This window comes from Bacillus pseudomycoides DSM 12442, from assembly GCF_000161455.1.
In the GTDB taxonomy this organism is placed as follows: domain Bacteria; phylum Bacillota; class Bacilli; order Bacillales; family Bacillaceae_G; genus Bacillus_A; species Bacillus_A pseudomycoides.
The window spans coordinates 3,678,230-3,705,009 of the sequence record NZ_CM000745.1 but is presented as its reverse complement, the minus strand read 5'-3'; the positions used below and the strand labels follow the sequence as shown (position 1 = coordinate 3,705,009).

At 38.0% G+C, this 26,780-nt stretch carries 25 protein-coding genes, 1 pseudogene and 1 other annotated feature; of the genes and pseudogenes, 4 read left to right on the top strand and 22 right to left on the bottom strand.

All coding sequences use genetic code 11. The annotated features are described in order from the left end of the window. Positions 1–608: 608 nt before the first annotated feature. The 12 genes from aspS to BPMYX0001_RS18780 form a co-directional block, all read right to left on the bottom strand. On the bottom strand, positions 609–2,384 hold the full coding sequence (gene aspS, locus BPMYX0001_RS18835) for an aspartate--tRNA ligase (protein ID WP_003208580.1): 1,776 nt from the start codon (positions 2,382–2,384) through the stop codon (positions 609–611). 12 nt (positions 2,385–2,396) lie between these two features. Further along, positions 2,397–3,668: a histidine--tRNA ligase gene (gene hisS / locus BPMYX0001_RS18830; RefSeq protein ID WP_006096038.1), complete on the bottom strand. Its 1,272-nt coding sequence runs from the start codon at positions 3,666–3,668 to the stop codon at positions 2,397–2,399. 69 nt (positions 3,669–3,737) lie between these two features. After that, positions 3,738–3,970, bottom strand: a binding site (T-box leader). A 54-nt stretch (positions 3,971–4,024) separates the two neighbouring features. After that, positions 4,025–4,201: a hypothetical protein gene (locus BPMYX0001_RS33225; protein ID WP_003200475.1), complete on the bottom strand. Its 177-nt coding sequence runs from the start codon at positions 4,199–4,201 to the stop codon at positions 4,025–4,027. Between the two features lie 90 nt (positions 4,202–4,291). Continuing rightward, entirely contained in the window at positions 4,292–4,624 is a 333-nt protein-coding gene (locus BPMYX0001_RS18820) for a YrdB family protein (protein WP_033799709.1), read from the bottom strand. Positions 4,625–4,699: 75 nt separating this feature from the next. Beyond that, positions 4,700–5,389, bottom strand: a complete 690-nt coding sequence (locus BPMYX0001_RS18815) for an alpha/beta fold hydrolase (protein WP_006096036.1) — start codon at positions 5,387–5,389, stop codon at positions 4,700–4,702. A gap of 188 nt (positions 5,390–5,577) precedes the next feature. Next, entirely contained in the window at positions 5,578–6,018 is a 441-nt protein-coding gene (gene dtd, locus BPMYX0001_RS18810) for a D-aminoacyl-tRNA deacylase (RefSeq protein WP_003200469.1), read from the bottom strand. Between the two features lie 17 nt (positions 6,019–6,035). Beyond that, positions 6,036–8,222 (bottom strand): GTP diphosphokinase, encoded by a 2,187-nt coding sequence (relA, locus tag BPMYX0001_RS18805; protein WP_003200467.1) that lies wholly within the window; start codon positions 8,220–8,222, stop codon positions 6,036–6,038. Positions 8,223–8,436: 214 nt separating this feature from the next. Beyond that, positions 8,437–8,949 carry an adenine phosphoribosyltransferase gene (locus BPMYX0001_RS18800; protein WP_003200465.1) on the bottom strand — a complete coding sequence of 171 codons (513 nt, stop codon included), beginning with the start codon at positions 8,947–8,949 and terminating at the stop codon, positions 8,437–8,439. 47 nt (positions 8,950–8,996) lie between these two features. Continuing rightward, the gene (gene recJ / locus BPMYX0001_RS18795) at positions 8,997–11,336 is read right to left on the bottom strand and encodes a single-stranded-DNA-specific exonuclease RecJ (protein ID WP_006096035.1); all 2,340 of its coding nucleotides are present in this window, start codon (positions 11,334–11,336) and stop codon (positions 8,997–8,999) included. Positions 11,337–11,455: 119 nt separating this feature from the next. Next, positions 11,456–12,349, bottom strand: a complete 894-nt coding sequence (locus BPMYX0001_RS18790; protein ID WP_018765899.1) for a cation diffusion facilitator family transporter — start codon at positions 12,347–12,349, stop codon at positions 11,456–11,458. Between the two features lie 272 nt (positions 12,350–12,621). Beyond that, positions 12,622–14,886, bottom strand: coding sequence for a protein translocase subunit SecDF (gene secDF / locus BPMYX0001_RS18785; protein WP_006096033.1), 2,265 nt, complete (start codon positions 14,884–14,886; stop codon positions 12,622–12,624). A 346-nt stretch (positions 14,887–15,232) separates the two neighbouring features. Next, positions 15,233–15,517, bottom strand: a complete 285-nt coding sequence (locus BPMYX0001_RS18780; RefSeq protein WP_006096032.1) for a post-transcriptional regulator — start codon at positions 15,515–15,517, stop codon at positions 15,233–15,235. 218 nt (positions 15,518–15,735) lie between these two features. Here BPMYX0001_RS18780 and spoVB point away from each other — a divergent pair, with 218 nt between their 5' ends. Next, a complete protein-coding gene (gene spoVB, locus BPMYX0001_RS18775; protein ID WP_003200453.1) occupies positions 15,736–17,295 on the top strand; it encodes a stage V sporulation protein B in 1,560 nt (519 codons plus the stop codon). An 87-nt stretch (positions 17,296–17,382) separates the two neighbouring features. Here spoVB and BPMYX0001_RS18770 read toward each other — a convergent pair whose 3' ends face one another. Next, a complete protein-coding gene (locus BPMYX0001_RS18770; RefSeq protein ID WP_033799113.1) occupies positions 17,383–18,039 on the bottom strand; it encodes a DUF421 domain-containing protein in 657 nt (218 codons plus the stop codon). A 113-nt stretch (positions 18,040–18,152) separates the two neighbouring features. On the opposite strand from BPMYX0001_RS18770, the gene BPMYX0001_RS18765 reads away from it, so the two are divergent. After that, positions 18,153–18,536 (top strand): TIGR04086 family membrane protein, encoded by a 384-nt coding sequence (locus tag BPMYX0001_RS18765; protein ID WP_006096030.1) that lies wholly within the window; start codon positions 18,153–18,155, stop codon positions 18,534–18,536. A gap of 31 nt (positions 18,537–18,567) precedes the next feature. On the opposite strand, the gene yajC is transcribed toward BPMYX0001_RS18765, so the two are convergent. From yajC to ruvA, 6 genes are read right to left on the bottom strand one after another with little or no spacing between them, the layout of a single operon-like run. After that, complete coding sequence (gene yajC, locus BPMYX0001_RS18760; protein WP_006096029.1) at positions 18,568–18,828, bottom strand: preprotein translocase subunit YajC; 261 nt, start codon at positions 18,826–18,828, stop codon at positions 18,568–18,570. 27 nt (positions 18,829–18,855) lie between these two features. Further along, positions 18,856–19,995, bottom strand: coding sequence for a tRNA guanosine(34) transglycosylase Tgt (gene tgt, locus BPMYX0001_RS18755; protein WP_000125373.1), 1,140 nt, complete (start codon positions 19,993–19,995; stop codon positions 18,856–18,858). Between the two features lie 14 nt (positions 19,996–20,009). Next, positions 20,010–21,062, bottom strand: coding sequence for a tRNA preQ1(34) S-adenosylmethionine ribosyltransferase-isomerase QueA (gene queA, locus BPMYX0001_RS18750; protein ID WP_003208591.1), 1,053 nt, complete (start codon positions 21,060–21,062; stop codon positions 20,010–20,012). Between the two features lie 18 nt (positions 21,063–21,080). Continuing rightward, positions 21,081–21,281: a DUF2905 domain-containing protein gene (locus BPMYX0001_RS18745; protein WP_026008581.1), complete on the bottom strand. Its 201-nt coding sequence runs from the start codon at positions 21,279–21,281 to the stop codon at positions 21,081–21,083. Then, a complete protein-coding gene (gene ruvB / locus BPMYX0001_RS18740; protein ID WP_003200439.1) occupies positions 21,278–22,279 on the bottom strand; it encodes a Holliday junction branch migration DNA helicase RuvB in 1,002 nt (333 codons plus the stop codon). The genes BPMYX0001_RS18745 and ruvB overlap by 4 nt, the downstream gene beginning before the upstream one ends. 5 nt (positions 22,280–22,284) lie before the next feature. Then, positions 22,285–22,902 carry a Holliday junction DNA helicase RuvA gene (ruvA, locus tag BPMYX0001_RS18735; RefSeq protein WP_016116459.1) on the bottom strand — a complete coding sequence of 206 codons (618 nt, stop codon included), beginning with the start codon at positions 22,900–22,902 and terminating at the stop codon, positions 22,285–22,287. A 190-nt stretch (positions 22,903–23,092) separates the two neighbouring features. On the opposite strand from ruvA, the gene BPMYX0001_RS18730 reads away from it, so the two are divergent. Then, the gene (locus BPMYX0001_RS18730; protein WP_006096028.1) at positions 23,093–24,037 is read left to right on the top strand and encodes an iron-hydroxamate ABC transporter substrate-binding protein; all 945 of its coding nucleotides are present in this window, start codon (positions 23,093–23,095) and stop codon (positions 24,035–24,037) included. 18 nt (positions 24,038–24,055) lie between these two features. Here the strand turns inward: BPMYX0001_RS18730 and BPMYX0001_RS18725 are convergent, their stop codons facing one another. Then, the gene (locus tag BPMYX0001_RS18725) at positions 24,056–24,580 is read right to left on the bottom strand and encodes a BofC C-terminal domain-containing protein (RefSeq protein ID WP_018782982.1); all 525 of its coding nucleotides are present in this window, start codon (positions 24,578–24,580) and stop codon (positions 24,056–24,058) included. Positions 24,581–25,038: 458 nt separating this feature from the next. On the opposite strand from BPMYX0001_RS18725, the gene BPMYX0001_RS18720 reads away from it, so the two are divergent. Then, positions 25,039–25,473: a branched-chain amino acid ABC transporter substrate-binding protein gene (locus BPMYX0001_RS18720; protein ID WP_033799112.1), complete on the top strand. Its 435-nt coding sequence runs from the start codon at positions 25,039–25,041 to the stop codon at positions 25,471–25,473. 70 nt (positions 25,474–25,543) lie between these two features. On the opposite strand, the gene BPMYX0001_RS18715 is transcribed toward BPMYX0001_RS18720, so the two are convergent. Together BPMYX0001_RS18715 and BPMYX0001_RS18710 are read right to left on the bottom strand one after the other, a co-directional pair. Continuing rightward, on the bottom strand, positions 25,544–26,224 hold the full coding sequence (locus BPMYX0001_RS18715; protein WP_006096026.1) for a YhcN/YlaJ family sporulation lipoprotein: 681 nt from the start codon (positions 26,222–26,224) through the stop codon (positions 25,544–25,546). A gap of 141 nt (positions 26,225–26,365) precedes the next feature. Then, positions 26,366–26,780 (bottom strand): annotated as a pseudogene (locus tag BPMYX0001_RS18710) (spore coat protein); the annotation flags it as partial.

The following is a 26,780-nucleotide window of genomic DNA, read 5'->3' as shown; positions in this document are numbered from 1 at the left end:
CTATTTGTATAGAAAAAGTTATAGAATTCCTAAAAATACATATTCAAAAAAAGGATTACTAGCTAAACCGGACTTTTTAAATTTCCCTTCCAATCTATGTTTAAAAAGGAGGATTCAGAGAGCCGAGCTGTTCGAGGCGCTGACGCCAGGAGGTGCGGAGTGTAGGATTACTTACTCGAGCACCGGACTGGCGAAGCAACGAAGAAATGTGACTGCTATCTGAACCAGATTTTTTAAACTTCCTCTTCCAATCCACGTTTAAAAAGGAGGATCCAGAGAGCCGAGCTGTTCGAGGCGCTGACGCCAGGAGGTGCGGAGTGTAGGATTACTTACTCGAGCACCGGACTGGCGAAGCAACGAAGAAATGCGACTGCTATCTGAACCAGATTTTTTAAACTTCCTCTTCCAATCCACGTTTAAAAAGGAGGATTCAGAGAGCCGAGCTGTTCGAGGCGCTGACGCCAGGAGATGCGGAGTGTAGGATTACTTACTCGAGCACCGGACTGGCGAAGCAACGAAGAAATGCGACTGCTATCTGAACCAGATTTTTTAAACTTCCACTAAAAAAAATCCTAGATGGGTTTAGTATAACCATCTAGGACTCCTTCTTACTTCTCTTCTTTTACGTTTAATTGTAAGTATAGCTCTTCAAGCTGCGCTTCTGCAACAGGACTTGGAGCATCTGTTAATAAGCAGCTTGCGCTTGCTGTTTTCGGGAATGCAATTGTATCACGAAGGTTTGTACGGCCTGCAAGTAACATTACGAGACGGTCTAAACCTAATGCGATTCCGCCATGTGGTGGTGTACCATATTCGAACGCTTCTAATAAGAATCCGAATTGTTCTTGTGCTTCTTCTTGAGAGAATCCAAGAGCTTTGAACATTTTTTCTTGTACATCACGCTCATAAATACGAAGTGAACCACCACCAAGCTCATAACCGTTTAATACAAGGTCATATGCTTGTGCACGCGCTTTTTCTGGTGCTGTTTCTAATAACTCAACATCTTCACGGAATGGCATTGTGAATGGATGATGCGCTGCGAAGTAGCGATCAGCATCTTCATCATACTCAAGAAGCGGCCAATCTGTTACCCATAGGAAGTTAAATTTGCTTTCGTCAATTAACTCAAGTTCTTTACCTAAGCGTAAACGAAGTGCACCTAAGCTATCTGCAACAACGCTCTTTTTATCAGCAACGAATAATAATAAGTCACCCGCAGCCCCATCTAATGTGCTCATTAGTACGTTTGCATCTTCTTCACCGAAGAATTTCGCAATTGGTCCTTTTAAGCCATCTTCTTCAACTTTTAACCAAGCTAAACCTTTTGCTCCGTATACTTTTACGAATTCAGTTAATGCATCAATGTCTTTACGAGAATATTTACCTGCTGCACCTTTTGCATTAATTGCTTTTACTTGCCCGCCGCTTTCTACAGCACTTGTGAACACTTTGAAGCCGCAATCTGCTGCAAACTCAGATAAGTCAGTAAGCTCCATTGCAAAGCGTGTATCTGGTTTATCAGAACCGTAGCGAGCCATTGCATCAGCATACTTCATACGAGGGAATGGTGCACGAACCTCTACGCCTTTTGCATCTTTCATCACTTTTGTCATCATACGTTCCATCATTTCTAGAATTTCATCTTGTGTTAAGAATGATGCCTCGATGTCAATTTGTGTGAATTCTGGTTGACGATCGGCACGTAAATCTTCATCGCGGAAACAACGTGCTACTTGATAATAACGCTCAAATCCGCCGACCATTAGAAGCTGTTTAAATAGCTGTGGAGATTGAGGTAACGCGTAAAATTCACCTTCATGCACACGGCTTGGTACTAAATAGTCACGTGCTCCTTCTGGTGTACTCTTTGTTAAAATTGGTGTTTCAACTTCTAAAAACTCTTCTGAATCTAAGAAGTTACGAATTGTTTTTGTCACGTCGTGACGCATTTTGAATGTGTTATACATAACAGGGCGACGTAAATCTAAATAACGATATTTTAAACGAACATCTTCTGATGCATCTGTATCGTCTGCAATAATAATCGGCGTTGTTTTTGCTGCATTTAATACATTTACTTTCGTTGCTTGTACTTCAATGCGCCCTGTTGCCATATTTTCATTAATTGCACCTTGACCACGTTCAACAACTGTTCCTTCTACGTGTAATACGTATTCGCTACGAATTGTTTCTGCTACTTCTAGTGCTTCTTTTGATGTTTCTGGGTTAAATACAACTTGCACGATACCTGTACGGTCACGTAAGTCGATGAAAATGAGTCCGCCTAAGTCACGGCGTTTTTGTACCCAACCTTTTAATTGAACGGTTTGTCCAACTGCTTCTACTGTTACTTTTCCACATGCATGTGTTCTTTCAGCCATTGTTCGTTCCCCCTATATTAATTTCTCTGCTACATATGAAGCAAATACATCTAAAGCCACTTCTTCTTGTCCACCTGTTGCCATATCTTTTAAGTTGATGATGCCTTTATCTAGCTCATCTTCTCCTAATACAGCTACATATTTCGCATTTAGACGATCTGCTGATTTAAATTGTGCTTTCATTTTGCGATCTAAATAATCTTTTTCAACTGATAATCCAGCTTTACGAAGATCAAATGCAATTTTTGCTGCGTGATCTTTCGCTTTATCTCCAAGTGCTACAACGTAGCAATCAATGTTATGTTCAATTGGTAATTCAATATTTTCAGCTTTCAGCGCCATAATTAAACGTTCAATACTCATCGCAAAACCAATACCAGGCATTTCTGGACCACCGATTTCTTGTACAAGACCGTTATAGCGACCACCGCCACTTAATGTCGTGATTGCACCGAAACCGTCTGCTTCACTCATAATCTCAAATACAGTGTGCTGATAGTAATCTAAACCGCGCACTAGGTTTGGATCTTTTTCAAATGGGACACCCATCATTGTTAATAACTCTTGTACTTTTTCATAGTACGTTGTTGATTCTTCGTTTAAGTATTCTGTAATAGACGGTGCTGTGCTCATTAATTCATGATCACGGTCCTTTTTACAGTCTAAAATACGAAGTGGATTTTTCTCTAAACGAGATTGGCAATCTGAACAGAATTCGCCGATGCGAGGCTCAAAGTGAGCGATTAACGCCTCACGGTGCGCTTGACGGCTCGCTGCATCACCTAAGCTATTTAGGACAACTTTAATGTTTTTTAATCCCATGCCGCGGTAGAATTCTACAGCAAGTGCAATCACTTCCGCATCAATTGCTGGATCATTACTACCGATTGCCTCGATACCAAATTGTACGAATTGACGATAGCGACCCGCTTGTGGTCTTTCATAACGGAACATTTGACCGATGTAATATAATTTCGTTGGCTGTGTTGCATCACCATACATTTTATTTTCAACATAAGAACGTACAACAGGTGCAGTTCCTTCTGGACGTAATGTTAAGCTACGTTCGCCACGATCTTGGAATGAGTACATTTCTTTTTGTACGATATCTGTTGTATCACCAACACCGCGTAAAAATAATTCTGTGTGCTCAAAAATTGGTGTACGAATCTCTTTATAGTTGTAACGACGGCAAATTTCGCGTGCTTGCCCTTCGATATACTGCCATAACTCAACGGTTCCTGGAAGAATATCTTGCGTTCCGCGTGGGATTTGAATAGACATATTCAGTTCCTCCTCAAATTGTTTTAATCTTATTAAAAATAAAAAAACTCCCGCCTCTACTGATTATCCAGTAGGGACGAGAGTATTATTACCCGTGGTGCCACCCTAATTGAAGCACGTATGCTTCCACTTTTTTAATAACGCTTAAACTTGCGTTCAACCCCTACTAAGCATTTGTGCCGTTCAAGTTGAAACCTACAGAGTGTCATTCGATTAGTCATCATGTAGAAATGTTTTCAGCCTAGGACATTTCCTCTCTTTTCATGTGTATCTCATCTACTCTTCTCTATCATCGGTTCTCTTCATATGTAAATATAAAATTACTATACGTTTGTTCAGGGCGATTGTCAAGTGCACTAGGAGCGTTCAATCTGCTTCTTTAACCGTTTTACATCCTGCAATGAAATACCAAATTCAGATGCAAGCTCCATAGAGGTATTATTTTGTTCTCTTGCAATAAACTCATGAAAATTCACGTTAAATAATTGGTTTGCACCGTTTGTAACAGAGTGTCCTTTTTCATTCATGCGCATACGCGTATCCCTCACAATCAATATGGATGTTTTTACTTTTATTGTTCCATATCAATGAGTTAGTTATACACGAATAAGAAAGGGAATCTACTACTGCTTCCATATGTACATAAGGACGCTATTGGTAAAAATGACAATCATAAATATAGTCGCTAACGCAACATATCTTAAATGATAGAGTGCTACAATACCTAACCCTAAAATTATTATTTCTAACATCAGATGTAACGCGCCCTGTAATTTCCATGTTGCTTCTGGTGCTCCAAATAATCCCCATATAACAGCTATGATAAGAGGAAGTACAACGGCAAATGTTCCTTTTATAACAGGTCCTTTCCCCACCTGAAACCCCCAATACCCTATAACTCCAAGGGTACATAACTCTAATACAAAACGTAAAGCTATATTCATTTCTTGAAGCATCGTATACCAGCTCCCCACTTCAGATTCCCCTTCTTCCGCGGTGAGTTGAGCACCTTATATCTCATCGTTTCAAAATTAGTTCGTATATTGACTTAATATACGAACTAACACTTCTGGATTTGTTTGCATCACCCAGTGCCCACCTGTTTGTACTGAAAAAACATCCCAATCTCTTTCTCTCGCTATTTCAGCAGATTTTTGGAAAATAGGCGTCATTGGCCAATGTTCTGGATGATCTAATATTTCTACATATGTATGTGGTATCTCGTCAACTTTCGGATTTTTCATTTCAATCGCTTGTGTAAAAGCTAATAAAGGCATAGCCGATTTTCTTTTATCTGATGCATTTCTAGGGAGAATACGCCATCCCTCCCCAGATAATTTTACTTCTTCTATAAAATGAGTAGCCATTTTAGGTCCAGAAATATCCATAACAGAATCGTCATCATTTGGAAGCATAGCATCTATATACACAAGGTTTTTAATAGATTCAGGAATAACTTCAGCTACCCCCGTTATCACCATACCTGAATAACTATGTCCCACTAAAATTACATCGTGTAACTGTTCATATTGAATAACATTAGCAATATCTTGAATATATGTTTTCAATCCTACACTTGGTTGTGCGAGATGCGTTCTCTCCCCAAGTCCTGTTAATGTAGGTGTATATACCTCATGCCCCTCTTTTCTTAAACATGTAGCGACTTCTTTCCAAACATATCCTCCATCCCATGCTCCATGAACAAATACAAACGTTGCCATAACATGTACCTCCCTGTAATTTCCCTTGTTACTATTTTTGTTATTTTCCAAATAATCATATTACAAATTAACAAAATATTCCTTTCGTAAGACTTATAAGATGAAACTTTAAACAGTGTAGGTATTATCGCCCGTGAATAGCGGGATAAAAAAAGAGAGGATGACATGCATCCTCTCTTCCAGCATCATTATTTACTTTCTAAAATTAAGGTCACCGGACCATCATTAATTAAAGAAACATCCATCATTGCTCCGAACCTGCCCGTTTCTACGCGCAGTCCTTGTTTGCGCAGTTCTTCATTGAAGAAATCATACAAGTTCTCTGCGTAGTCTGGTTTCGCAGCATCCATAAAGTTTGGGCGTCTTCCTTTACGGCAATCTCCGTACAATGTAAATTGTGAAATGGATAGCACTTGTCCCTCCATATCAAGGACAGAATGGTTCATCTTCCCGTTCCCATCCTCAAAAATACGTAAATTCGCAACCTTCTCGGCAATATATGTTGCATCTTTTTCTGTATCTTCATGTGTAATGCCAACTAGCAATGTTAAACCGAACGGAATTTGCCCTACAATCTCACCATCTACTGTAACAGACGCTTCTTTTGATCGTTGCAAGACAACTCTCATATTTTATACACTCCCTATTAATGCATCATGCGGCGTACTGCATAAATTTCTGGAACTCTTTTAATACGCTCTACTACCTTTTTCAAATGATGTAAATTACGAATAGAAATGGACATATTGATCGTTGCCATTTTATTGCGGTCGCTTCTACCTGAAACAGCTGAAATATATGTTTTCGTCTCTGTTACAGCTTGCAGAACTTCATTTAGTAAGCCGCGGCGATCATAACCAGAAATTTCAATATCAACGTTATACTCAATCTCTTTTTCTGGACTACCTTCCCACTCTACTTCTAGTAAACGCTCCTTAGCTTCTTCTGTATGCACATTGACGCAATCACGACGGTGAATAGAGACACCGCGTCCTTTCGTAATGTATCCGACAATATCGTCACCTGGAACTGGGTTACAGCATTTCGATAAGCGAATTAATAAATTGTCAGCTCCACTTACTTTTACACCTGAATCCCATTTTCTGATTTTCATCGGTTTACGAACTTCTTTTACTTCCACAATATCTTGTTCTTCGTCACGTTGTTTGCGGAACTTGTCCGTTAGACGCGTTGCAATTTGTGCAGCCGTAATGCCGTTATACCCAACTGCCGCAAACATATCCTCTTCATTTGCAAAGTTGTATTTCTCAGCCACTCGCTTTAAATTGTCAGGTGCTAATATTTCTTTCATTTCATACTCTAAGCTACGCACTTCTTTTTCAACAAGCTCGCGACCTTTTTCGATATTCTCATCTCGGCGCTGCTTTTTGAAGAATTGGCGGATTTTATTTTTCGCATGAGATGTTTGCGCAAGTTTTACCCAGTCCTGACTTGGTCCATATGAATGTTTAGATGTTAAAATTTCAATGATATCACCTGTTTTTAATTTATAATCAAGTGTTACCATTTTCCCGTTTACTTTTGCACCAATTGTTTTATTCCCTATTTCTGAATGGACACGGTAAGCAAAATCAATTGGAACAGAACCTAGTGGTAATTCCATGACGTCTCCTTTTGGTGTAAAGACGAATACCATATCAGAAAATAAATCAATTTTTAATGACTCCATAAATTCTTCCGCATTAGAAGCTTCATTTTGCCATTCTAATATTTGACGGAACCACGTTAATTTTTTCTCAAGTGTACCTGTTGCTTCTGCCGCTTTTCCTTCTTTATATGCCCAGTGTGCCGCAATTCCGTATTCTGCAATTTCATGCATTTCTTTCGTACGAATTTGCACTTCAAGCGGGTCACCTTTTGGACCAATCACAGTTGTATGGAGGGATTGATATAGGTTCGCTTTCGGCATTGCAATATAATCTTTAAAACGACCTGGCATTGGTTTCCAGCACGTATGAATAATTCCTAACACTGCATAGCAGTCTTTAATACTATTTACAACAACGCGCACAGCTAGCAAATCATAAATTTCATTAAATTGTTTATTTTGAAGTGCCATTTTACGATAAATACTATAAATATGCTTTGGGCGACCTGAAATATCAGGTTGAATCGCTACTTCTTTCAGCTTGTCACGAATACCCGTCATGACTTCATCTAAATATTCTTCACGTTCTGCACGTTTCCGCTTCATTAAGTTTACAATGCGATAGTATTGCTGCGGATTCAAATAGCGAAGCGATGTATCCTCTAGCTCCCATTTAATAGTATTAATTCCGAGTCTATGAGCTAAAGGTGCAAAAATTTCTAACGTTTCATTTGCGATACGACGCTGCTTTTCTTGAGGCAAATGCTTAAGTGTACGCATGTTATGAAGACGGTCAGCTAATTTGATTAAAATAACACGAATATCTTGGGCCATTGCAATAAACATTTTGCGATGGTTCTCTGCTTGCTGTTGTTCATGAGATTTGTATTTAATTTTCCCAAGCTTTGTAACACCATCAACAAGCATGGCAATTTCTTTATTAAATTCCCGTTCAATATCTTCTAGTGTAACCTCGGTATCTTCTACTACATCATGCAAAAAACCTGCCGACACTGTAGATGGATCCATGTGTAAATCGACTAAAATACCTGCTACTTGAATCGGGTGAATAATATATGGTTCGCCCGATTTTCTATACTGTTCGCTATGTGCGTCACGTGCATATTCATAGGCACGTGCCACCAGCTCAATATCATCGTCCGCTAAATATTGACTTGCCTTCTCGAGTACCTGTTCAGCTGTTAGTACTTGCTCATTTGCCATCGAATCACCTTTTATTGAAAATTGACTTTTCCCTTACTCATTAGAATAAATTTTATTCTATCATTATAACCTAATGATTGTGAATTGTGAAAAGGAAAAGATTTTACTGATATTTCATCATACTTTTTTGTACAATTATACAAAAGTACCCGCTCCTCTCCAAGAGATTCACGGGTACTTTTTTTCTATCGCCGTAGTTTTATCTATATAATAATTAGTATTTTTCTAACACTAATACATCATAACCGTCTAACATTTTGCGGCCATCTAAGTAAGTAAGTTCTACTAAGAATGCAATCCCTGCTACAATTCCACCAAGCTCTTCAACTAGCTTAATTGTCGCTTCGATTGTTCCACCTGTAGCTAATAGGTCATCTGTAATTAATACGCGTTGACCTGGTTTAATTGCATCTTTATGGATTGTTAAAACATCTTTTCCATACTCTTTACCGTAGTCAACTGTAATTACTTCACGAGGTAATTTCCCTAATTTACGAACTGGTGCAAATCCTACTTCTAATGCGTAAGAAACTGGGCAACCGATAATAAAACCACGCGCTTCTGGTCCTACTACAAGGTCGATGTCTCTTTGTTTTGCGTAAGCAACGATTTCATCTGTTGCTGCTTTGTATGCTTGCCCATCGTTCATTAAAGGTGTGATGTCTTTAAAAACGATACCTTCTTTCGGATAATCCGGTACAATTGCGATATGTTGCTTGAAGTCCATATTTCTGAATCCTCCTCAGATATAAAAGGTCTGTAAATACAAGGCCTTTACCCTAACTGTTCTACTTCTTTATGATTACGAATCGTTTCAAACCATGTATATAATTGTTGATATGTGCTATAAATCAACTCTTTTTCTAGTTGTAAATGGTTCATTTTCTCACGATATGTGTTCGATTCAATTAAATCACGCTTTTTCATTTCTTCTGCCATAAAAATGACACCGTCTTTTATTGTAACAAATTCTAACTCAAAAAACACCTGTGTCATGAAATTTACTGTATCTTTTGACCAACCTTTATGACGACATAGCTGTTCTCCATGTTGTCTTAAAGAAAATGGTGCTTTTTGGTGTAAAAAGGAATAGTACCATTTAAAGTGTTCCCTTGTTGGAACTGTACTAAATAAATGATTATTCTCTTGGTAAAACAGCGTATAAATTCGCGCTGGGAATCCTGCCTCAAATAAACCTCGTAATTCATCCGTTGACTTTGGTAAATCTAGCAACACAATATAACGACCATCTAGGTCAGTCACTTCTGAAGCATGTATAAGTTGTTCTTTATATTCTTCTAAAGAAAATTTATTTAATACCTCTTCAGAAAAATACACCATTGTTATTTTTTCTCGTGAAAGTTCTGCTAAGTTCGATTCCACATTACGCATACTACGCCAATCAAATAATTGCCATGCATCTACCGCAATATCTTGAATCATAAGTTGCGGTTTTTTGAAATTATTCCATTCATTAATTGATGCCTCACCAACGACAGAAACGTGAGCAACTGGAGAAATTTCTTTCGCATAGGCTCCAAAACCAAATCCAATCGTATCTAACGTCGCCTGTCCGTCACGAAGTGCCATTTTCAAATGAGAACCATCAGATCCAATGGCACGAATACTTTCTAACTCCGCATCTCTAATTGCGATTCGCGGCTTCGGATTTCCAACACCAAACGGTGCGAGCTTCTGCATTTCCTCAATCGCTGAGAGCGTCACATCCTCCACTTTGCAAATCGCATCAACTGTTGTAATCGGAGTAAAATCTTCAGACGTTAAAATCGCATCTGCTTGTTCATTTAAGCGGCGGCGCAATTCATCCACATCATTCATATGAAGCGTCATTCCCGCCGCCATCGGATGTCCCCCAAAGTGCGGTAACAATTCCCTACAATCTGATAAGTTTGCAAATAAGTCAAATCCTGCAATACTACGAGCAGACCCTTTTGCTGTTTGCTTCTCGGGATCAATACACAATACAATTGTTGGACGATAAAAGCGTTCTACTAATTTAGAAGCAACAATCCCTATTACTCCTGGATTCCATCCTTCTTTCGCGAGCACTAACACTTTATTGTCCTCTGGCAGATAATTGTTTTCTACCTCTGCAATCGCCTCTTCTGTAATTTGCTTTACAATATCTTTTCGAAGCTTGTTCAGTTCATCAATTTCTTCAGCAAGCTCTTTCGCTTCTTCTGGATCTTCTGATAAAAGGAGGTGAACTGCCGGAGCCGCATCTTCTAAACGACCAATTGCATTAATACGCGGTGCGATTGAGAAACCAATGCTCTCTTCCGTAATCTCACTTTGTGAAACATTTGCTACTTTAAATAATGCTTTTAAACCAATATTTTTTGTCATTCGCATTTGTTTCAATCCACGCTGCACAAGCAATCTATTTTCACCATGAAGTGATACTAAATCGGCTACCGTACCAATCACTGCAATTTCTAATAAATGCTCCGGTACACGCCCAAGTAGTGCATGCGCTACTTTAAACGCAACACCAACGCCCGCTAAATAATGAAACGGGTAAACACCACCCTTTAGCTTCGGGTGAATAATCGCAAGTGCTTCTGGCAGTTCTGGCGGCGGCTCATGATGATCTGTAATAATAAGATCTATACCAAGCTCTTTTGCTACTTGCGCCTCATGGACTGCTGCGATACCTGTATCAACAGTAATGATAAGAGAAAATCCCGCACGGTGTGCCCAGCGGAACGCCTCTTCATTCGGTCCATACCCTTCAGTAAATCGGTTTGGAATATAGAACTCAACATCCGCACCTAATTCTTGAAGAGCAAGAAATAAAACGGTTGTACTACTTACACCGTCCGCATCATAGTCTCCGAATATTAAAATTTGTTCTCCATTTTGAATGGCTTGCCCTATACGTTCTACCGTAAGGTCCATTCCTTCAAGCAAAAATGGATCGTGAAATTCTTGCTGTCCTGTATTTAAAAAATCCACAATCTTATCTTCTGTATCTAAACCTCTACTGAGGAATAACGAAGTAACAAGCGGTGATAATTGCAATTTACTTGCTAATTCACTCACCAGTTCCTCATTAAATGACTTTTCTTTCCAACGCGTCTTCGGTTGTAACACGAAATCACCCCTTAACCTGTCCATTATACAAGACAGATTAAGGGGTGACAATATGATACAAACTCTATTAGTTATGATTGAATATCTCCATAAACAGATGAATATTTACTTATTTCGTATCAATCAGGAGAATACGGATTAATATGTACAAAAACATTTTGTACATTATCTTGTTTCATCAATACCTCTTTTACATGTTTCCCGATGCGATGTCCCTCTTCCACTGTGATATATGGATCAACAGACACTTTAATATCAACAATGACATAATGTCCATGCTCTCTTGCATACAAAGAACCAATTTTTTTCACACCTTCCACTTGAAGAACTGATTCTCTTAGCGGAATAACATCTTCTTCATGAAGTACATGATCAAGCGTTGTATGAATCGCTTCTCTTCCAATACTCCATGCCATCTTTACAACAAGTAGAGAAACAAATAATCCCGCAACAGGATCGGCATACACAAGCCAATCTAAACCTAGTTTATTGCCGATAATAGCTGCACAAATCCCGATTAAAGCTGCAATTGAAGAAAACACATCTGAACGGTGCTCATATGCATTTGCAATAATTGCATCACTATTTATCCGTTTCCCTAATCGATACTTATACTGAAACATCCCTTCTTTTACCACGATAGAAAGAATAACCGCAAAAATTGTAATTCCCTTCGGTGGTTCAAGGTACTGCGTAAAAGCCTTTATAGAAGAAATCGCAATTTCAATCCCAACAATAAATAATAACACTGCAACAATAATCGCTGAAATCGATTCCGCTTTTCCGTGCCCATACGGATGATCTTCATCGGGGGGTTGCTTCGCTGCACGCAATCCAAAAAACACAGCTAACGAACCAACTACATCTGACGCTGAATGAACTGCGTCCGCTAAAAGCGCCTTACTATTCCCAATATAGCCGATTACCGCTTTTACAATCGCTAAGACAATATTTCCAACGATTCCAACAATGGCACCAAACTCGGCCTGTTTAAAACGTTCATCTTTTTCCATAACTGAAATCCCTTCTTTTCTCAAACTACCTTTTTTATTATTACAAAAAATAATGAAAGAAGCATCACTTCCCACTAGTCTCCGTAACTGGCTCTACTAACCTTTAACAAAACCGCTAAAGGAAGTTTCACTGTCCCTAACACCCCGATTAGTTCCACTAACCTTTAGCAAAAAACGCTAAAGGAAGTATCGCTTTATTGTATCCACAAACGAAAAAAGAGATGCCTCTAATGTAAAGAGGCATCATCTTTTTATATGTTCTGTTCTAACCTTTATACTTGTGGTTCAGATACTTCAGTTTCTACTTTTTTCTTGCCTTTTCCTTTTTTCAATCGGCGATTTTCAAGCATTAGCCAGATTTGAGAAGCAACGAAAACAGAAGAATACGTACCTACAACTAATCCAACCATTAATGCAAGTGAGAAGTTTCGCAGTGATTCACTACCGAAGATCAGCAGTGCAATAACTGGGAACAATACAGTTAAAACTGTATTAATGGAACGACCAATTGTTTGACGAATACTTGAGTTTACGATTTCTTCTAAATCTTTCAAATCACGAATTCGTTTTTTCTGTTTGTATAACTCACGGTTTCGGTCAAAGGTAACAATCGAGTCATTGATAGAATAACCAATAATTGTTAATACCGCAGCGATAAACGTTAAATCTACTTCCAATCGGAATACGCTAAACACAACAATCATAACGAACGCATCATGTAACAATGCTAATACGGCAGATAACGCATATGTGAAACGGAAACGAATACTCACATATAAAATGATAACCGCTGAAGCAATCAGAACCGCGATAAATGCATTTCGTGCAATCTCTTTCCCGATTGTCGGCGAAACTGTACTTACATTCGGATCTGTCCCATATTTATCATGGAAGAATGTTTTTGCTTTTGCAATTTCATCTTTCGATAAAACACCAATTGTACGAACCGCAAATCCTTTATTGTCATCACCTGTTGGTACAATATCCTCTTTTTTTACATCAATTTTTAACTCATGTAAATCTTTTTGAACTTGATCTACACTAATCGCTTGTTTTGACTGCAAGTCCATACGTGTACCACTTGCAAAGTCAATTCCAAGGTTCATTTTGAAAATTGGTAGTATAATTGCTCCAGCAATAACAACTACAACTGAGAATAAGAAGAACTTGTGACCGATATTTACAAAGTTAATACGGTCAAATCTTGTTGGCGCATGTTCTACACCTTTTGACAATGGAATAATTTCCCTCTGTTTCACACCGAAATAAGACATTTTCTTATCGAAGTAACGGCTTTTCACAAGTAATCCAAGTAAGAAACGAGTACCGAATACGTTCGTAATGAAACCAACTAAAATACTTACAATTAAACTCGTTGCGAACCCTTTTACAGAGCTATTACCATAAACGAATAACACCCCAGCTGCTGCAATTGTTGTAATGTTCGCATCTAAAATCGTTGCTAACGAACGGTGGTTACCCGCGCGATATGCAGACATCATCGATTTACCAATTCGTAACTCTTCCTTCAGCCGCTCGTACGTAATGATATTCGCGTCAACCGCAATACCAACCCCGAGCACCAGTGCTGCAATACCTGGCAGTGTAAGGACTGCATGCATCCAATTAAAGACAAGCAATGTTACGAAAATATATAAACCTAACATAATGACCGCTACTAAACCTGGTAAGCGGTAGAATACAAGCATAAATAGGAAGATAAGAGCAATCCCGATTGCACTAGCAAAAATTGTTTCCTGCAATGCTTGTTCACCAAATTTCGCTCCAACAGATGTTGAATACATTTCTTTTAAATCAACAGGAAGTGCACCTGCATTTAATAAAGATGAAAGTTGTTTCGCACTTTCAACCGTAAAGTTTCCACCTACGATTGAAACTTCAGCTTGATTAAACACTTGGTTTACTGTTGCTGCTGATAAGAATTTCGGATTTGGTTTTGCAGCTTCTGCTTTATACGAATCTTTACCTTCTTCAAAATCAAGCCAAATCACCATTAAGTTTGTTGGTGGAGGCATTTTAGATATTTTTTCAGTTACTTCGCGGAATTTATCAGCACTTTTCAGTGTAAGCCCAACGCTTGGTCGCCCTTGTTCATCAAACGTTTGCTTCGCTCCTCCGCCTTTTAAATCTGCTCCATCCATGAGAAGGTTATCATTCACATCACGAAATGTTAATTTCGCTTGCGTAGATAAAATTTCACGTGCTTTTTGCTGATCTTGTACGCCAGCAAGCTGTACACGAATTCGATCTTCCCCTTCAATTTGAATGTTCGGCTCACTAACACCGAGAACATTGACACGGTTTTCAAGAGCACCTACTGTACTTACAAGTACGTCTCGATCAATTTTATCACCTTTTTTCGCTGGCTTTACTTCATATAAAATCTCAAAGCCACCGCGAAGGTCTAGTCCAAGACTAATTCCTTTTGTTATGTTTTTTCCTGTCGCGCCAATAATTCCACCGATTAATAAAACGATGAGAAAAAAGGCGACGATTCTAGTACCACGCTTTGCCATATGTACCTTCTTTCTGCTACTAAAACCATAAACAAATCATATCATTCATTTACGCTAGACAATTTCCTGTAACAACTATTTCTGTTTATTCACAGGCATTCCTTTACACTTCTGCACTTGTCTAGTTAGTAGGCTTCCTTTCTGTGAATTTTCAACTTTCATACTAGCCATATAGGCAAAACCTCAGTTCTACATTTTAGACGCTGGGCTGCAACCTATATCTTACTACAAATTTTTATGACTTCTGCTTCCTACCTCCTTTACTTAAAATCTCTGACATATACATTCCTCTTTATCAATACCTATCATTATACTGCAAAAGGAAGAACAAACCAATTACAGTCGGTTATTTATTTTCATATTCTTCAAATGACCAAAGTGGCGCTTGATACGCTTCTACTGTTAAATATGTCATGTACTCATTTGCTGTTAATGTTAGCACATCATTCACAAGCTCATACAATCTAACTTCACTTTTTACTTTTTTCCACTTTTTACTTTTTAAACATTTCCAAATATCATTAACAGTCACTCGATCATAGCCAAACATTTGGAATTCTTCTAATTTGCTCTCTAAAACGACTTGTAACTGTCCGCGGTAAGCTTCTACCAAATCTTCTTTTTCAATCATTCCATCACATCTCCTTCTGATTTCAGCACGAAAAGTCGCTTTTCATCCCGCTCTAATGGACAGCAATAACTGTCTTTAAGGGTTTTATCGCTCTGCTCTTTCCCATGAAAGTCTTACTTTATAAGCGCATCCTCTTAAATGCTTGTCATTCTTGTCTCATACGTGCATATAAATTATTGTAAATCATTCCATTGATTTTGAGAAGGTAGGAGAAGATCATGACGAGACAAAGCTTTTTACGAGGTGCATTTATTTTAATGCTAGCTGGTTTTATTACAAAAATTCTCGGGTTCATAAACCGAATTGTAATGGCGCGTATTTTAGGAGAAGAAGGCGTCGGTCTTTACATGATGGCTGTCCCCACCTTTATTTTAGCAATTACATTAACACAAATCGGACTTCCTGTTGCCATTGCAAAATTCGTTGCAGAGGCGGAAGCAGTAAATGACAAACAAAAAGTAAAGAGAATATTAACAGTATCATTAGCTGTTACATCCGTTATTAGTATTATCTTAACAATCGGCATCATGCTTCTAACGCCCATCTTAGCTGAAACTTTATTAACGGATAAAAGAACGTACTATCCACTAATGGCAATTTTACCTGTCGTTCCTGTTATTGCGGTTTCCTCTGTTTTGCGCGGCTATTTCCAAGGAAAACAAAATATGAAACCAAGCGCATATGCACAAGTGTTAGAACAAGTTGTCCGTATTACCATTATTGCCGTATGTATTCGGTTATTTTTACCTTACGGTGTTGAATACGCCGCTGCAGGTGCAATGTTATCAGCTGTTCTTGGGGAAGTTGCTTCTTTATTATTCTTACTTACTTTATTTCAGCGTGAAAAACATCTTTCTATACGAACTGGTTTTCTAAACACTGTCAAAGAAAGTAAACATACTTTTCATTCACTTATGGAAATTGCACTTCCAACTACAGGAAGTCGCTTAATTGGATCAGTCTCTTATTTTTTCGAACCAATTATCGTTATGCAAAGCTTAGCGCTAGCTGGTGTTGCGGCTTCAGTTGCTACACAGCAATACGGCATATTAAACGGCTATGCATTTCCTCTCTTATCATTGCCAGCCTTTATTACATATGCGCTTTCTACAGCACTCGTACCATCCATTAGTGAAGCAATGGCAAAAAAACAACATCGATTAGTAGAACACCGTCTGCAACAAGCGCTCCGCATTTCTTTAATTACTGGAGGGTGGTCAGTCGTTATTCTTTATGTATTTGCTTCACCTGTTTTAACTCTCATGTACGGTTCAGACAGCGCAACTGCATTCATTCAATTACTTGCACCATGCTTTTTATTTCACTATTTTCAAAGCCCCCTTACATCTGTTTTGCAAGCTTTAAACTTAGCACGCGCCGCGATGATGAACACGTTTATCGGAGCCATTGTAAAACTGCTCGTTATTTTCTTACTCGCTTCACGTCCAGAATTTCAAATGATGGGGGTCGCACTTGCAATTGCCGCTAACATTGTGACGGTAACATTCCTTCACTACGCTACCGTCTTAAAAAAAATTACATTTACAATTTACATGAGAGATTATATTTTCGGGGGAATTACGATTGCCATTGCAGGAGCTTTCGGATTCTATCTTCATAAATATATTGTTTTTTCACATTCACTTGGCATACAAACATTATGGGAAATTACACTAACCACTATCCTTTATATTCTGCTTCTTCTTATTTTTAAACTGATTCGTAAAGAAGAATTACGACGTATTCCTATTGTTCGTAAACTTTTGATTTCAAAATAAAGTGAAACTTTACTCAGTAGAGGATTCTCCATCCCCACTATCCGCAAATAGCTGGGTAAATAGGCTTGCCTCTAGTCTGGCAAGCCTTTACTTCTCTTTCACATCGACAAAAAACTGTCCATTTTGAAAACTACAATACAAAATTTTTTTCACATCGTTATGCCCTAAGTTTTTTAATTTCTCTACTAGCCAGCCATCCGAATGCTCAATCATCTGTAAATGTTTATATTGAATTTCCCCATCAATAATTAAAGGAAGCGAAAACAGCGGTGTATCATTTTTACTCTTCTTACTTTTTTGTTTTTGAAAGACAGATAATTTTCCAGATGGCTCTAAAATAGCATACTCTACATCTCTTATATCTCCAACTCCCTGCTCACGTAATTGCATCATTAAGTCGTCTATATTATAGCGTTGCTTCCGCATCTGTTTCTCATCAATTTTTCCTGCATTCACAATAATAGCTGGCTCACCTTCTATTAAATGACGAATACGCTGATTTTTTAAAGAAACCATCGATAAAGTTATTTGTACAGCCATGAGCAATACCATAGGAACAAGTTGATGCCAAAGAGACTTATCTGTATTTTCAATTGCGACCACAGCCATCTCACCAAGCATAATAAAAACCACTAAATCTAATACACTAAGTTCTCCAATTTCGCGTTTTCCCATAAGGCGAAAGATAATTAAAATCACAACATATAAAAGCATCGTCCGTCCAATTATCGATAGCCATTCCATTACTTTTTTCTCCTTTTTTAAACATTTTCTACTCATAGGTTTCCCTATAAAAAAGAAACTAGTCTAACTTATCAAAAATGAAAATATGCTTGTATTAAAAAGGGGGAATCATAATGGATGGAACGAAAAAATTATCTACAGCAATCGGATTTGGGATTATCACTTTATTAATATTGGCTTCTATTACAAGTATGTTGATTGCTCTTTTATTAAAGTTTACAGATATAAGTGAAGGAACATTGGCTATAACCATTTTTATACTCGCTCTTCTTTCCATGCTCATATCCGGGTTTATCGCTGGCAAAAAAGCGCAAGGAAAAGGATGGTTCGTCGGATTCACAACCGGACTTATCTTTGCCATTCTTGTTTTTCTCGTTAATTACTTAGGTTTCTCTCACGCATTATCTAATTCACAGCTTCTTTATCAACTTGGGTTAATGGGGGTAAGTACACTCGGAGGCATATTCGGCGTTAATATGTCAAAGCGTACAGATTGAAAAAGCCCTGCATTCGCAGGGCTTTTTACTATTACTTCTTCACAACTTCACGAATCGCATTGCGATCGAATGTTAAGTGTGAACCACCAGATTTAATAACAATCGTAGTGTCATCTACCGATTCAATTGTGCCGTGTAAGCCACCGATTGTTACGATAGCATCACCTTTTTGGATTTCACTTTGCATTTGTGCTACTGCCTTTTGACGCTTTTGCTGCGGGCGAATTAATAAGAAATAGAAAATCGCAAACATCGCAACAATCATGACAATATTCATCATACCTGGATTCATCTTTTGTTCCTCCTTTTAAATTATGTATTAGAAGTTTTTAGCATTCGGTTTATTAAAGCCATATTGTTCAAAGAACTCTTCACGAAAATCGCCAAGACGGTCTTCACGAATGGCTTGTCTCACCTGCTCCATTAAGTTTAACAGAAAATGAAGGTTGTGATAAGACGTTAACCGAATTCCGAATGTTTCATCACACTTCATTAAGTGACGAATGTACGCACGAGAATAATTTTTACATGTGTAGCAATCACAATTTGGATCAAGTGGGCCAAAGTCTCTTGCAAACTTCGCATTTTTCACAACAAGACGTCCTTGACTTGTCATACATGTACCGTTTCGAGCAATACGAGTTGGAAGTACGCAGTCAAACATATCAATACCACGAATTGCACCATCAATTAATGAGTCAGGAGAACCTACCCCCATTAAATAACGTGGTTTATTGTCTGGAAGAAGCGGTGTTGTAAATTCCAGTACGCGGTTCATAATATCCTTTGGTTCCCCAACTGATAATCCACCTACTGCATAACCAGGGAAGTCCATTGAAACAAGATCTTTCGCACTTTGGCGACGAAGTTCTTCAAACTCTCCGCCCTGTACAATCCCAAATAACCCTTGATCTTGTGGACGTTCGTGAGCTTTTAAACAACGCTCTGCCCAGCGGCTCGTACGTTCTACAGATTTTTTCATATATTCAAAAGTAGCAGGAAACGGTGGGCATTCATCAAATGCCATCATAATATCTGAACCTAATGCATTCTGAATCTCCATCGCTTTTTCTGGTGATAAGAATAACTTGTCTCCATTTAAGTGATTACGGAAGTGAACCCCCTCTTCTTCAATACGACGGAAATCACTTAAACTAAACACTTGGAAACCACCAGAATCCGTTAAGATTGCACGGTCCCAGTTCATAAATTTATGTAATCCACCTGCCTCACGTACAATTTCATGACCTGGACGAAGCCATAAATGATACGTATTACTTAAAATAATGCCAGAATCCATCGCCTTTAACTCTTCTGGTGACATTGTTTTAACTGTCGCAAGTGTACCAACTGGCATAAATGTTGGTGTATCAAATGAGCCGTGCGGTGTATGAACGCGACCTAAACGGGCACCCGTTTGTTTACATGTTTTAATAAATTCATAACGAATTGCTGTCATAGATTTACTCCTTTTTATTTACTTCTTTCTTTAGCATGAGATGCAACGAACATCGCATCACCGAAGCTAAAGAAACGGTATTTTTCTTTTACTGCTTCATTATAAGCATGAAGGACATTTTCTCTACTTGCAAATGCACTTACAAGCATAATTAATGTTGATTTTGGCAAATGGAAGTTTGTAATTAAACCGTCAATTGCTTTAAATTCATATCCTGGATACATAAAAATATCCGTCCATCCCGATGTCGCACAAAGCTTACCATCGTGATCTGTAGCAATTGTTTCTAGTGTACGTGTTGACGTTGTACCAACAGTAATAATACGACCGCCGTTCTCTTTCACACGATTTAACAAATCTGCTGTTTCTTCTGACATATGATAATACTCAGCATGCATATGGTGTTCTTCAATTGTATCCGCAGACACTGGTCTAAATGTACCAAGGCCAACATGAAGCGTAATGAATGCTAAATGAACGCCTTTTTTCTTCAATTTCTCTAATAATTCTTCTGTAAAATGAAGCCCAGCTGTCGGCGCTGCTGCAGAACCAATTTCCTTCGCATATACCGTTTGATAACGATCACGGTCTTCCAGTGTTTCTTTAATGTATGGAGGAAGCGGCATTTCTCCAAGTTCATCTAAAATTTCATAAAAGATACCGTCATATGAAAACTCAAGCTGGCGGCCACCTTGATCAGCTGTTCCAATGCAAGTTGCTTTTAACTTTCCTTCACCAAAAGAAATGATAGTTCCTTCTTTTACACGTTTAGCTGGCTTTACAAGCGTTTCCCACTTATCTCCATCTTCTTGCTTTAAAAGAAGCACTTCAATATGTGCACCTGTATCTTCTTTCACACCATGCAAACGAGCAGGCATAACTTTCGTTTCATTTAAAACTAAACAATCACCCTCATGTAAATAAGAAAGAATGTCAGTAAAATGCTTATGCTCTATATCACCTGTTTCACGGTCTAACACCATTAATCTTGATGTTTCGCGCTGTTCAAGCGGCGTTTGGGCAATGAGTTCTTCTGGTAAATGAAAATCAAACAGATTAATATCCATAACTATATCCACCTATTTCTATTTAAATCGATTTATGATATACATAACAAAAGATAATACAATACTTAACACAATACATGTAATGATCGGAAAATAAAAGGTAACGTTTCCTTTTTTCACAAAAATATCGCCTGGAAGCCTTCCGATGAACTTCCAAGCTACTCCAACGACAATGAGAAGAATACCAGCTGTAATAAGCAGCTTTGGCATATCCGTCATACCCCTGGCATATCCATTCCGAAATGTTCATAAGCGAGTGGCGTTACAATTCGTCCTCTTGGCGTTCGTTGTAAAAACCCAATTTGTAGTAAATATGGTTCATACACATCTTCAATCGTCGTAGACTCTTCCCCAATTGTCGCTGAGACCGTTTCTAATCCCACTGGACCACCACGGAACTTTTCAATAATACCAAGCAATAATTTATGATCGATATGATCAAGCCCTAGTTTATCGACTTGCAATAGTTCTAATGCCATTTGTGTAATTTCCATCGCAATCGTTCCATCGCTTCGAACTTGTGCAAAGTCACGAACACGTCTTAGTAATCGGTTTGCGATACGCGGCGTACCTCGTGCACGCCTTGCAATTTCTAAAGCAGCTAATGAGTCAATTTCAACTTCAAACACTTCTGCTGTACGCTCTACAATCGCTGATAGTTGATCTACTGTATAATACTCTAACCGTGATAACACACCAAAGCGGTCACGAAGCGGTGCTGATAATGCACCAGCGCGCGTTGTTGCGCCAACCAGCGTAAACGGCGGTAAATCAAGCCTTACTGAACGTGCTGATGGGCCTTTCCCAATCACAATATCAAGACAAAAGTCCTCCATTGCTGGGTATAGTACCTCTTCAATTGACCTATGCAAACGATGAATTTCATCAATAAATAATACATCACCAGGTTGAAGCGCCGTTAATACTGCCGCTAAATCTCCTGGGCGTTCAATTGCTGGACCTGACGTCGTTCGAATATTAACGCCCATTTCATTGGCAATAATATTCGCAAGCGTCGTTTTCCCAAGTCCTGGTGGCCCGTATAATAGTACGTGATCCAATGTTTCCTCACGCATTTTCGCTGCTTCAATAAACACTTCTAAATTATGTTTCGCCTTATCTTGGCCAATATATTGACGGAGCGTCTGTGGCCGTAACGAATATTCTAAGTCCGCATCTTCATATGCCGATTCTCCTGAGAGAAGACGTTCGTCCATTCTACTCACCTCTTACCATTTAGTAAAAGACTAAGTGCCTTTTTAATATACTGATCCGTCGTAAGTGATTCTTTTAATAACTCCGGTACAACACGAGAAACTTCTCGTTCTGCATAGCCAAGTGCACGAAGTGCCTCAAGCGCTTCATCAAGCTCAGCTGATGAACCCTTCTTCTCGTCGAAACGTTCTACATCTGAGAATAAATCAACAAACGCATCTGGTACAACATCAGCTAATTTTCCTTTTAAGTCTAAAATCATTTGACGTGCAGTTTTCTTTCCGACTCCCGGGAATTTCACTAAGAATTTTTCATCCTCATGTTCAATTGCTTGCACGACCTGCCCCGTTTGACCAGAAGCTAAAATAGCAAGTGCACCTTTTGGTCCGATTCCTGATACACCTAAAAGTTTTGTAAATAACAAACGCTCTTCACGTGTCTTAAATCCATAGAGCGCCATAATATCTTCTCTCACATAATGATATGTATATACACGAATTTCTTGCTTACTTCTTTGAAATACATATGGATTTGGCGTGAAAATTTGATAGCCGATTCCATTATGATCAAGAACGACATATTCTGGCCCTACATATTCCACATAGCCTGTAACATATTCAAACAAAATACGATCTCTCCCTCTCAAATCATGTATTCCATTTTAACATATTTAATGATAGAAAAGCGAGACTACCCCAACAAATGTTCTCTATTTAGCTTTTTCATTTTTTTCATATTGACAGAACAACATAAAGCAAATTAATATTACAAAGACGATAATGATTATCAATATTAATTAAAGGGGTTACATAAAGGTGAAACGCAATCTATCTATTCTATTTACTCTCATTCTTGTTATTTTTACCATTGTTGGTTGCTCTTCTAAACAAGAAGAAGCACAGCCAAAAGAACAACCGAAAACAAAAGTTGTAAAACATGCAAAAGGTGAAGCTAAAATTCCGACAAACCCAAAAAGAATTGTCGACTTATCTGGATCATCTGAAGAACTATTACTTCTTGGTCATAAACCTGTTGGTACAGCTAACACGTATAAAGATAAAATCCAAGATCATTTGCAAGAAAAGCTGAAAGATGTAAAAGCAGTTGGTTGGTACTGGGCACCTAAAGTTGATTTAGAAGCGGTTACTGCTTTAAAACCAGACTTAATTATTTTAAACAACCGTCAATTGAAAATTTATGATCAATTAGCAAAAGTTGCTCCAACAGTTGTTCTAGAAACAAACTTAGAAAACTGGCGCGACAAATTTAAGGAAGTAGGCAAGCTATTTGACGAAGAGAAAAAAGCAGATAAATGGATTGCAGACTACGATAAAAAAGCAGATTCCTTATCTAAAAAAATTAAAGAGAAAACAAAAGATGAAAACTTTATGTTCCTTGCTGTAACACCGCAAAACTTCCGTGTATATGGTAGCTTCGGATATGGTGATATTCTCTTTAATGACTTAAAACTACCTGCAACGAAAGGAACAGATTTAAAACAGACGATGGCACAAGTATCATTAGAAGGCCTTGTTGCATTCCAGCCTGATCAAATGTTTATCGTAAACTTTGGTGGCGAAGCAGATAAAGTGTTCGATGACTACAAAAATAGTGCTGTTTGGAAAGATAACAAAGCTGTAAAAAATAATCATGTTTACGAAGTAAGCAATGAAGTCTTTAACACAAAAGCATTCAACCCTATCGGCAAAGATATGCTAATTGATGAAATTGCAAAACAAATTTTAGATAAAAACAAATAAGAAAACCAGCAGCTCACATCAGCTGCTGGTTTTCTTATTTTGCACTGCATACTGCTTCATTTTCTCAATCGTCTTCACAAAACGCTCTTTTGACTTGATACGAATACCACGTTTTAGCTTTGCACGATCATAACTTTCTAGCTTTTTCATATCAATTTGGAAGAATGAGTGAATCGCATTATCACTTTTTGGTACACCGTTAAAAATTTGCAGTATCCCCTCATTGGAAACACCAAAATACCCACTCGTTTTAAGTAGTGGTGAAATATCATCCACCTTTTTTTGCAGTACAATTTGCGTATCATCACGATCGACAAGCTGCCATTCTTTATACTGCTGAAGAAAATGTTCTAAATTTGCTACTTTTTCAGTGAAAATTTCCTCACTTACCTCTCCATCTACATACATACGCTCTAATAGAATCGTAACTTGAGGTTCTTTTTGCGTAACCTCTAATGCAGAAGCCGCAGCTATCACACTTGATTCATGATATAAACAAAACATAGCGATTACAACTTGAACTGCAACCATCATGAATTTCATTTCCGCTCACCTCTTCTAAGCAAAATAAAACTTCCGTTTGTAGTTTTTCCGGAAATAGAAGTTTTATCCATAGTAACAGCGGTGGTTATTTTTAATGAAAATAAAAAATGCAGGTAAGGTGTAATCCCTACCTACATGAGTCATTTACTTTTATATAATAAGAAAGACGCCTGCACATAGCAGGCGTCTTGATGCGTTTACGGCGAGAGACCAGGCGGCCACATCCGCGTGTTTAGCACTTAAGCATATCTCTCGTCTTACGTAAATTAGCTCATCGCTTTGCTAATATAACATTAATGTAAAAAGAACGCAAGCTAAACATAGAAAAATTTTATTAACTTTTTATAACAGTATTTATTCCTATAACCATTAAAGTAAAATATAAATTGATTATTGCAACATATATGTTACAATAAATGTAGATACAATGAAAAATCTGGTAAACAGGAGTGAGTATATTGAAAAGAATAAAAGATGAACGTTTAATCCTTCAAAATTTAAAGAACGTTCGAATTGCCTTTCTCTTTCAATCAATTGGTATAATGGGCATCTTAGGGTATATTGGCTTCAATGAAGGTATAGATCAAATTACAAAATCTCCACTATGGTTATTATTCATACTAACAAGTATACTTCTAGCCTATTTACAAATGGGAATCTCTATTGATGCAGAAGAAAATGAAAAAGAAATGAAACTAACGCTTTATTACAAACTTGTTTTACGCTCTGCTATCGTAGGAATCATTTTTGCTATTATTTATGTTATTTTCAGCCCTGAAAGACCGCTATGGGAAGGCATTCTTATGGGAAGTATTCTCTTCTTATGCTTTTTAGCTTCTTATTCTGTTGGTTACTTTATTAAAAAAAAACGTATGCAGGATATTGATGAATGACTTTCTGCATCGCTATTTTAATATTTATGAAAGTGAAAAGGGAAAGGCCGTAAACCTTTCCCTTTTTTTGTTATCGCACTGTACCAGTAAGACCAGCACGAACGTCTCGGAATAAATCTGATATGTCACGATTTAAATTGTTTGTAACTGTTCCGCTGCGCAGACGCGTATTCATCGCATCTACACGTTCAAACATATCATTTTTTACTGTTACATATACATTTCGGTTTTTCACTTCATTCGCAACTGCTTGACGGATTTCATTTGCCATTGCCTTTTCATCTGTCACTGGATTGCGTGGTTTCACTGCAATAACTACATCATTTCCACGCACAACTGTAGAAACACGATCCACATTATTCATACCCTTAACACGATTTGTAATTCTTTCTGCAGTTTTACCATCATTATTAATGTATGAATTATTCATTGTAACGTTACGAGTTGGATATGGATTTGCCATTTGACCGTGGTAATTTACATCACGGTAGTAGTTATATCCAACATCATTACGACGATCATATACATTATCTGTAACTCTATTTCCATTTCGATATGTTACATAATCTGTATATCGATCTGTACGTGCTACATTATTTCTGTATGGTTGTGTATCATAATAAGATGTACGTTCATAATTGTAGTTCGCATTGCGCCCATCCATCGCACTTTTATTCTTAGGTGTACCACATGCAGCTAATGCACTGGTAACTAACAAAGAAGCGGCAATAATTTTAATTTTTTTACTCAATATAAAAACCCCCCTTGTTAGGTTGAACTTCTCTCTCGAAAAGCTCCTTCTTATAGTGAGTAACAAAGGAGATTTTTACACTTGTTAATATTTCACTAGGAATTTTCTAACACGACCTCTTTATTGTTAACGCAACTCTCTCTACTCCTCATCTTCTGCAAGTGGTTCTCCAAAAATCTCTGGTGGATCTTGCTGATAATTCATCGCACCTGGCTGCGGTGCATATGCGACTTGAGCTGTTGGATAATATGGAGAATTAGGATAATATGGCCCACCTGGCTGTGGACTATATAAATTTCTTTCCTCACCACATCCACAATCTTCTTCTGCTGGCATCATTTGTGGAACATTATTACCAGCTTGCGGTTGGTATGGCATTGAAGTATGTTGCACTGGCATTTGGTGCGGCATTATTGGCATACCTTGTGTATGTGGCATTTGATAATACGGATTTTGCTGTTGTTGATATGGCATTTGATAATATGGATACTGTTGTGGCATCATTTGCGATTGATATGGCATCGGTATTTGCTGCGGCATCATTGGCGGTGGTTGA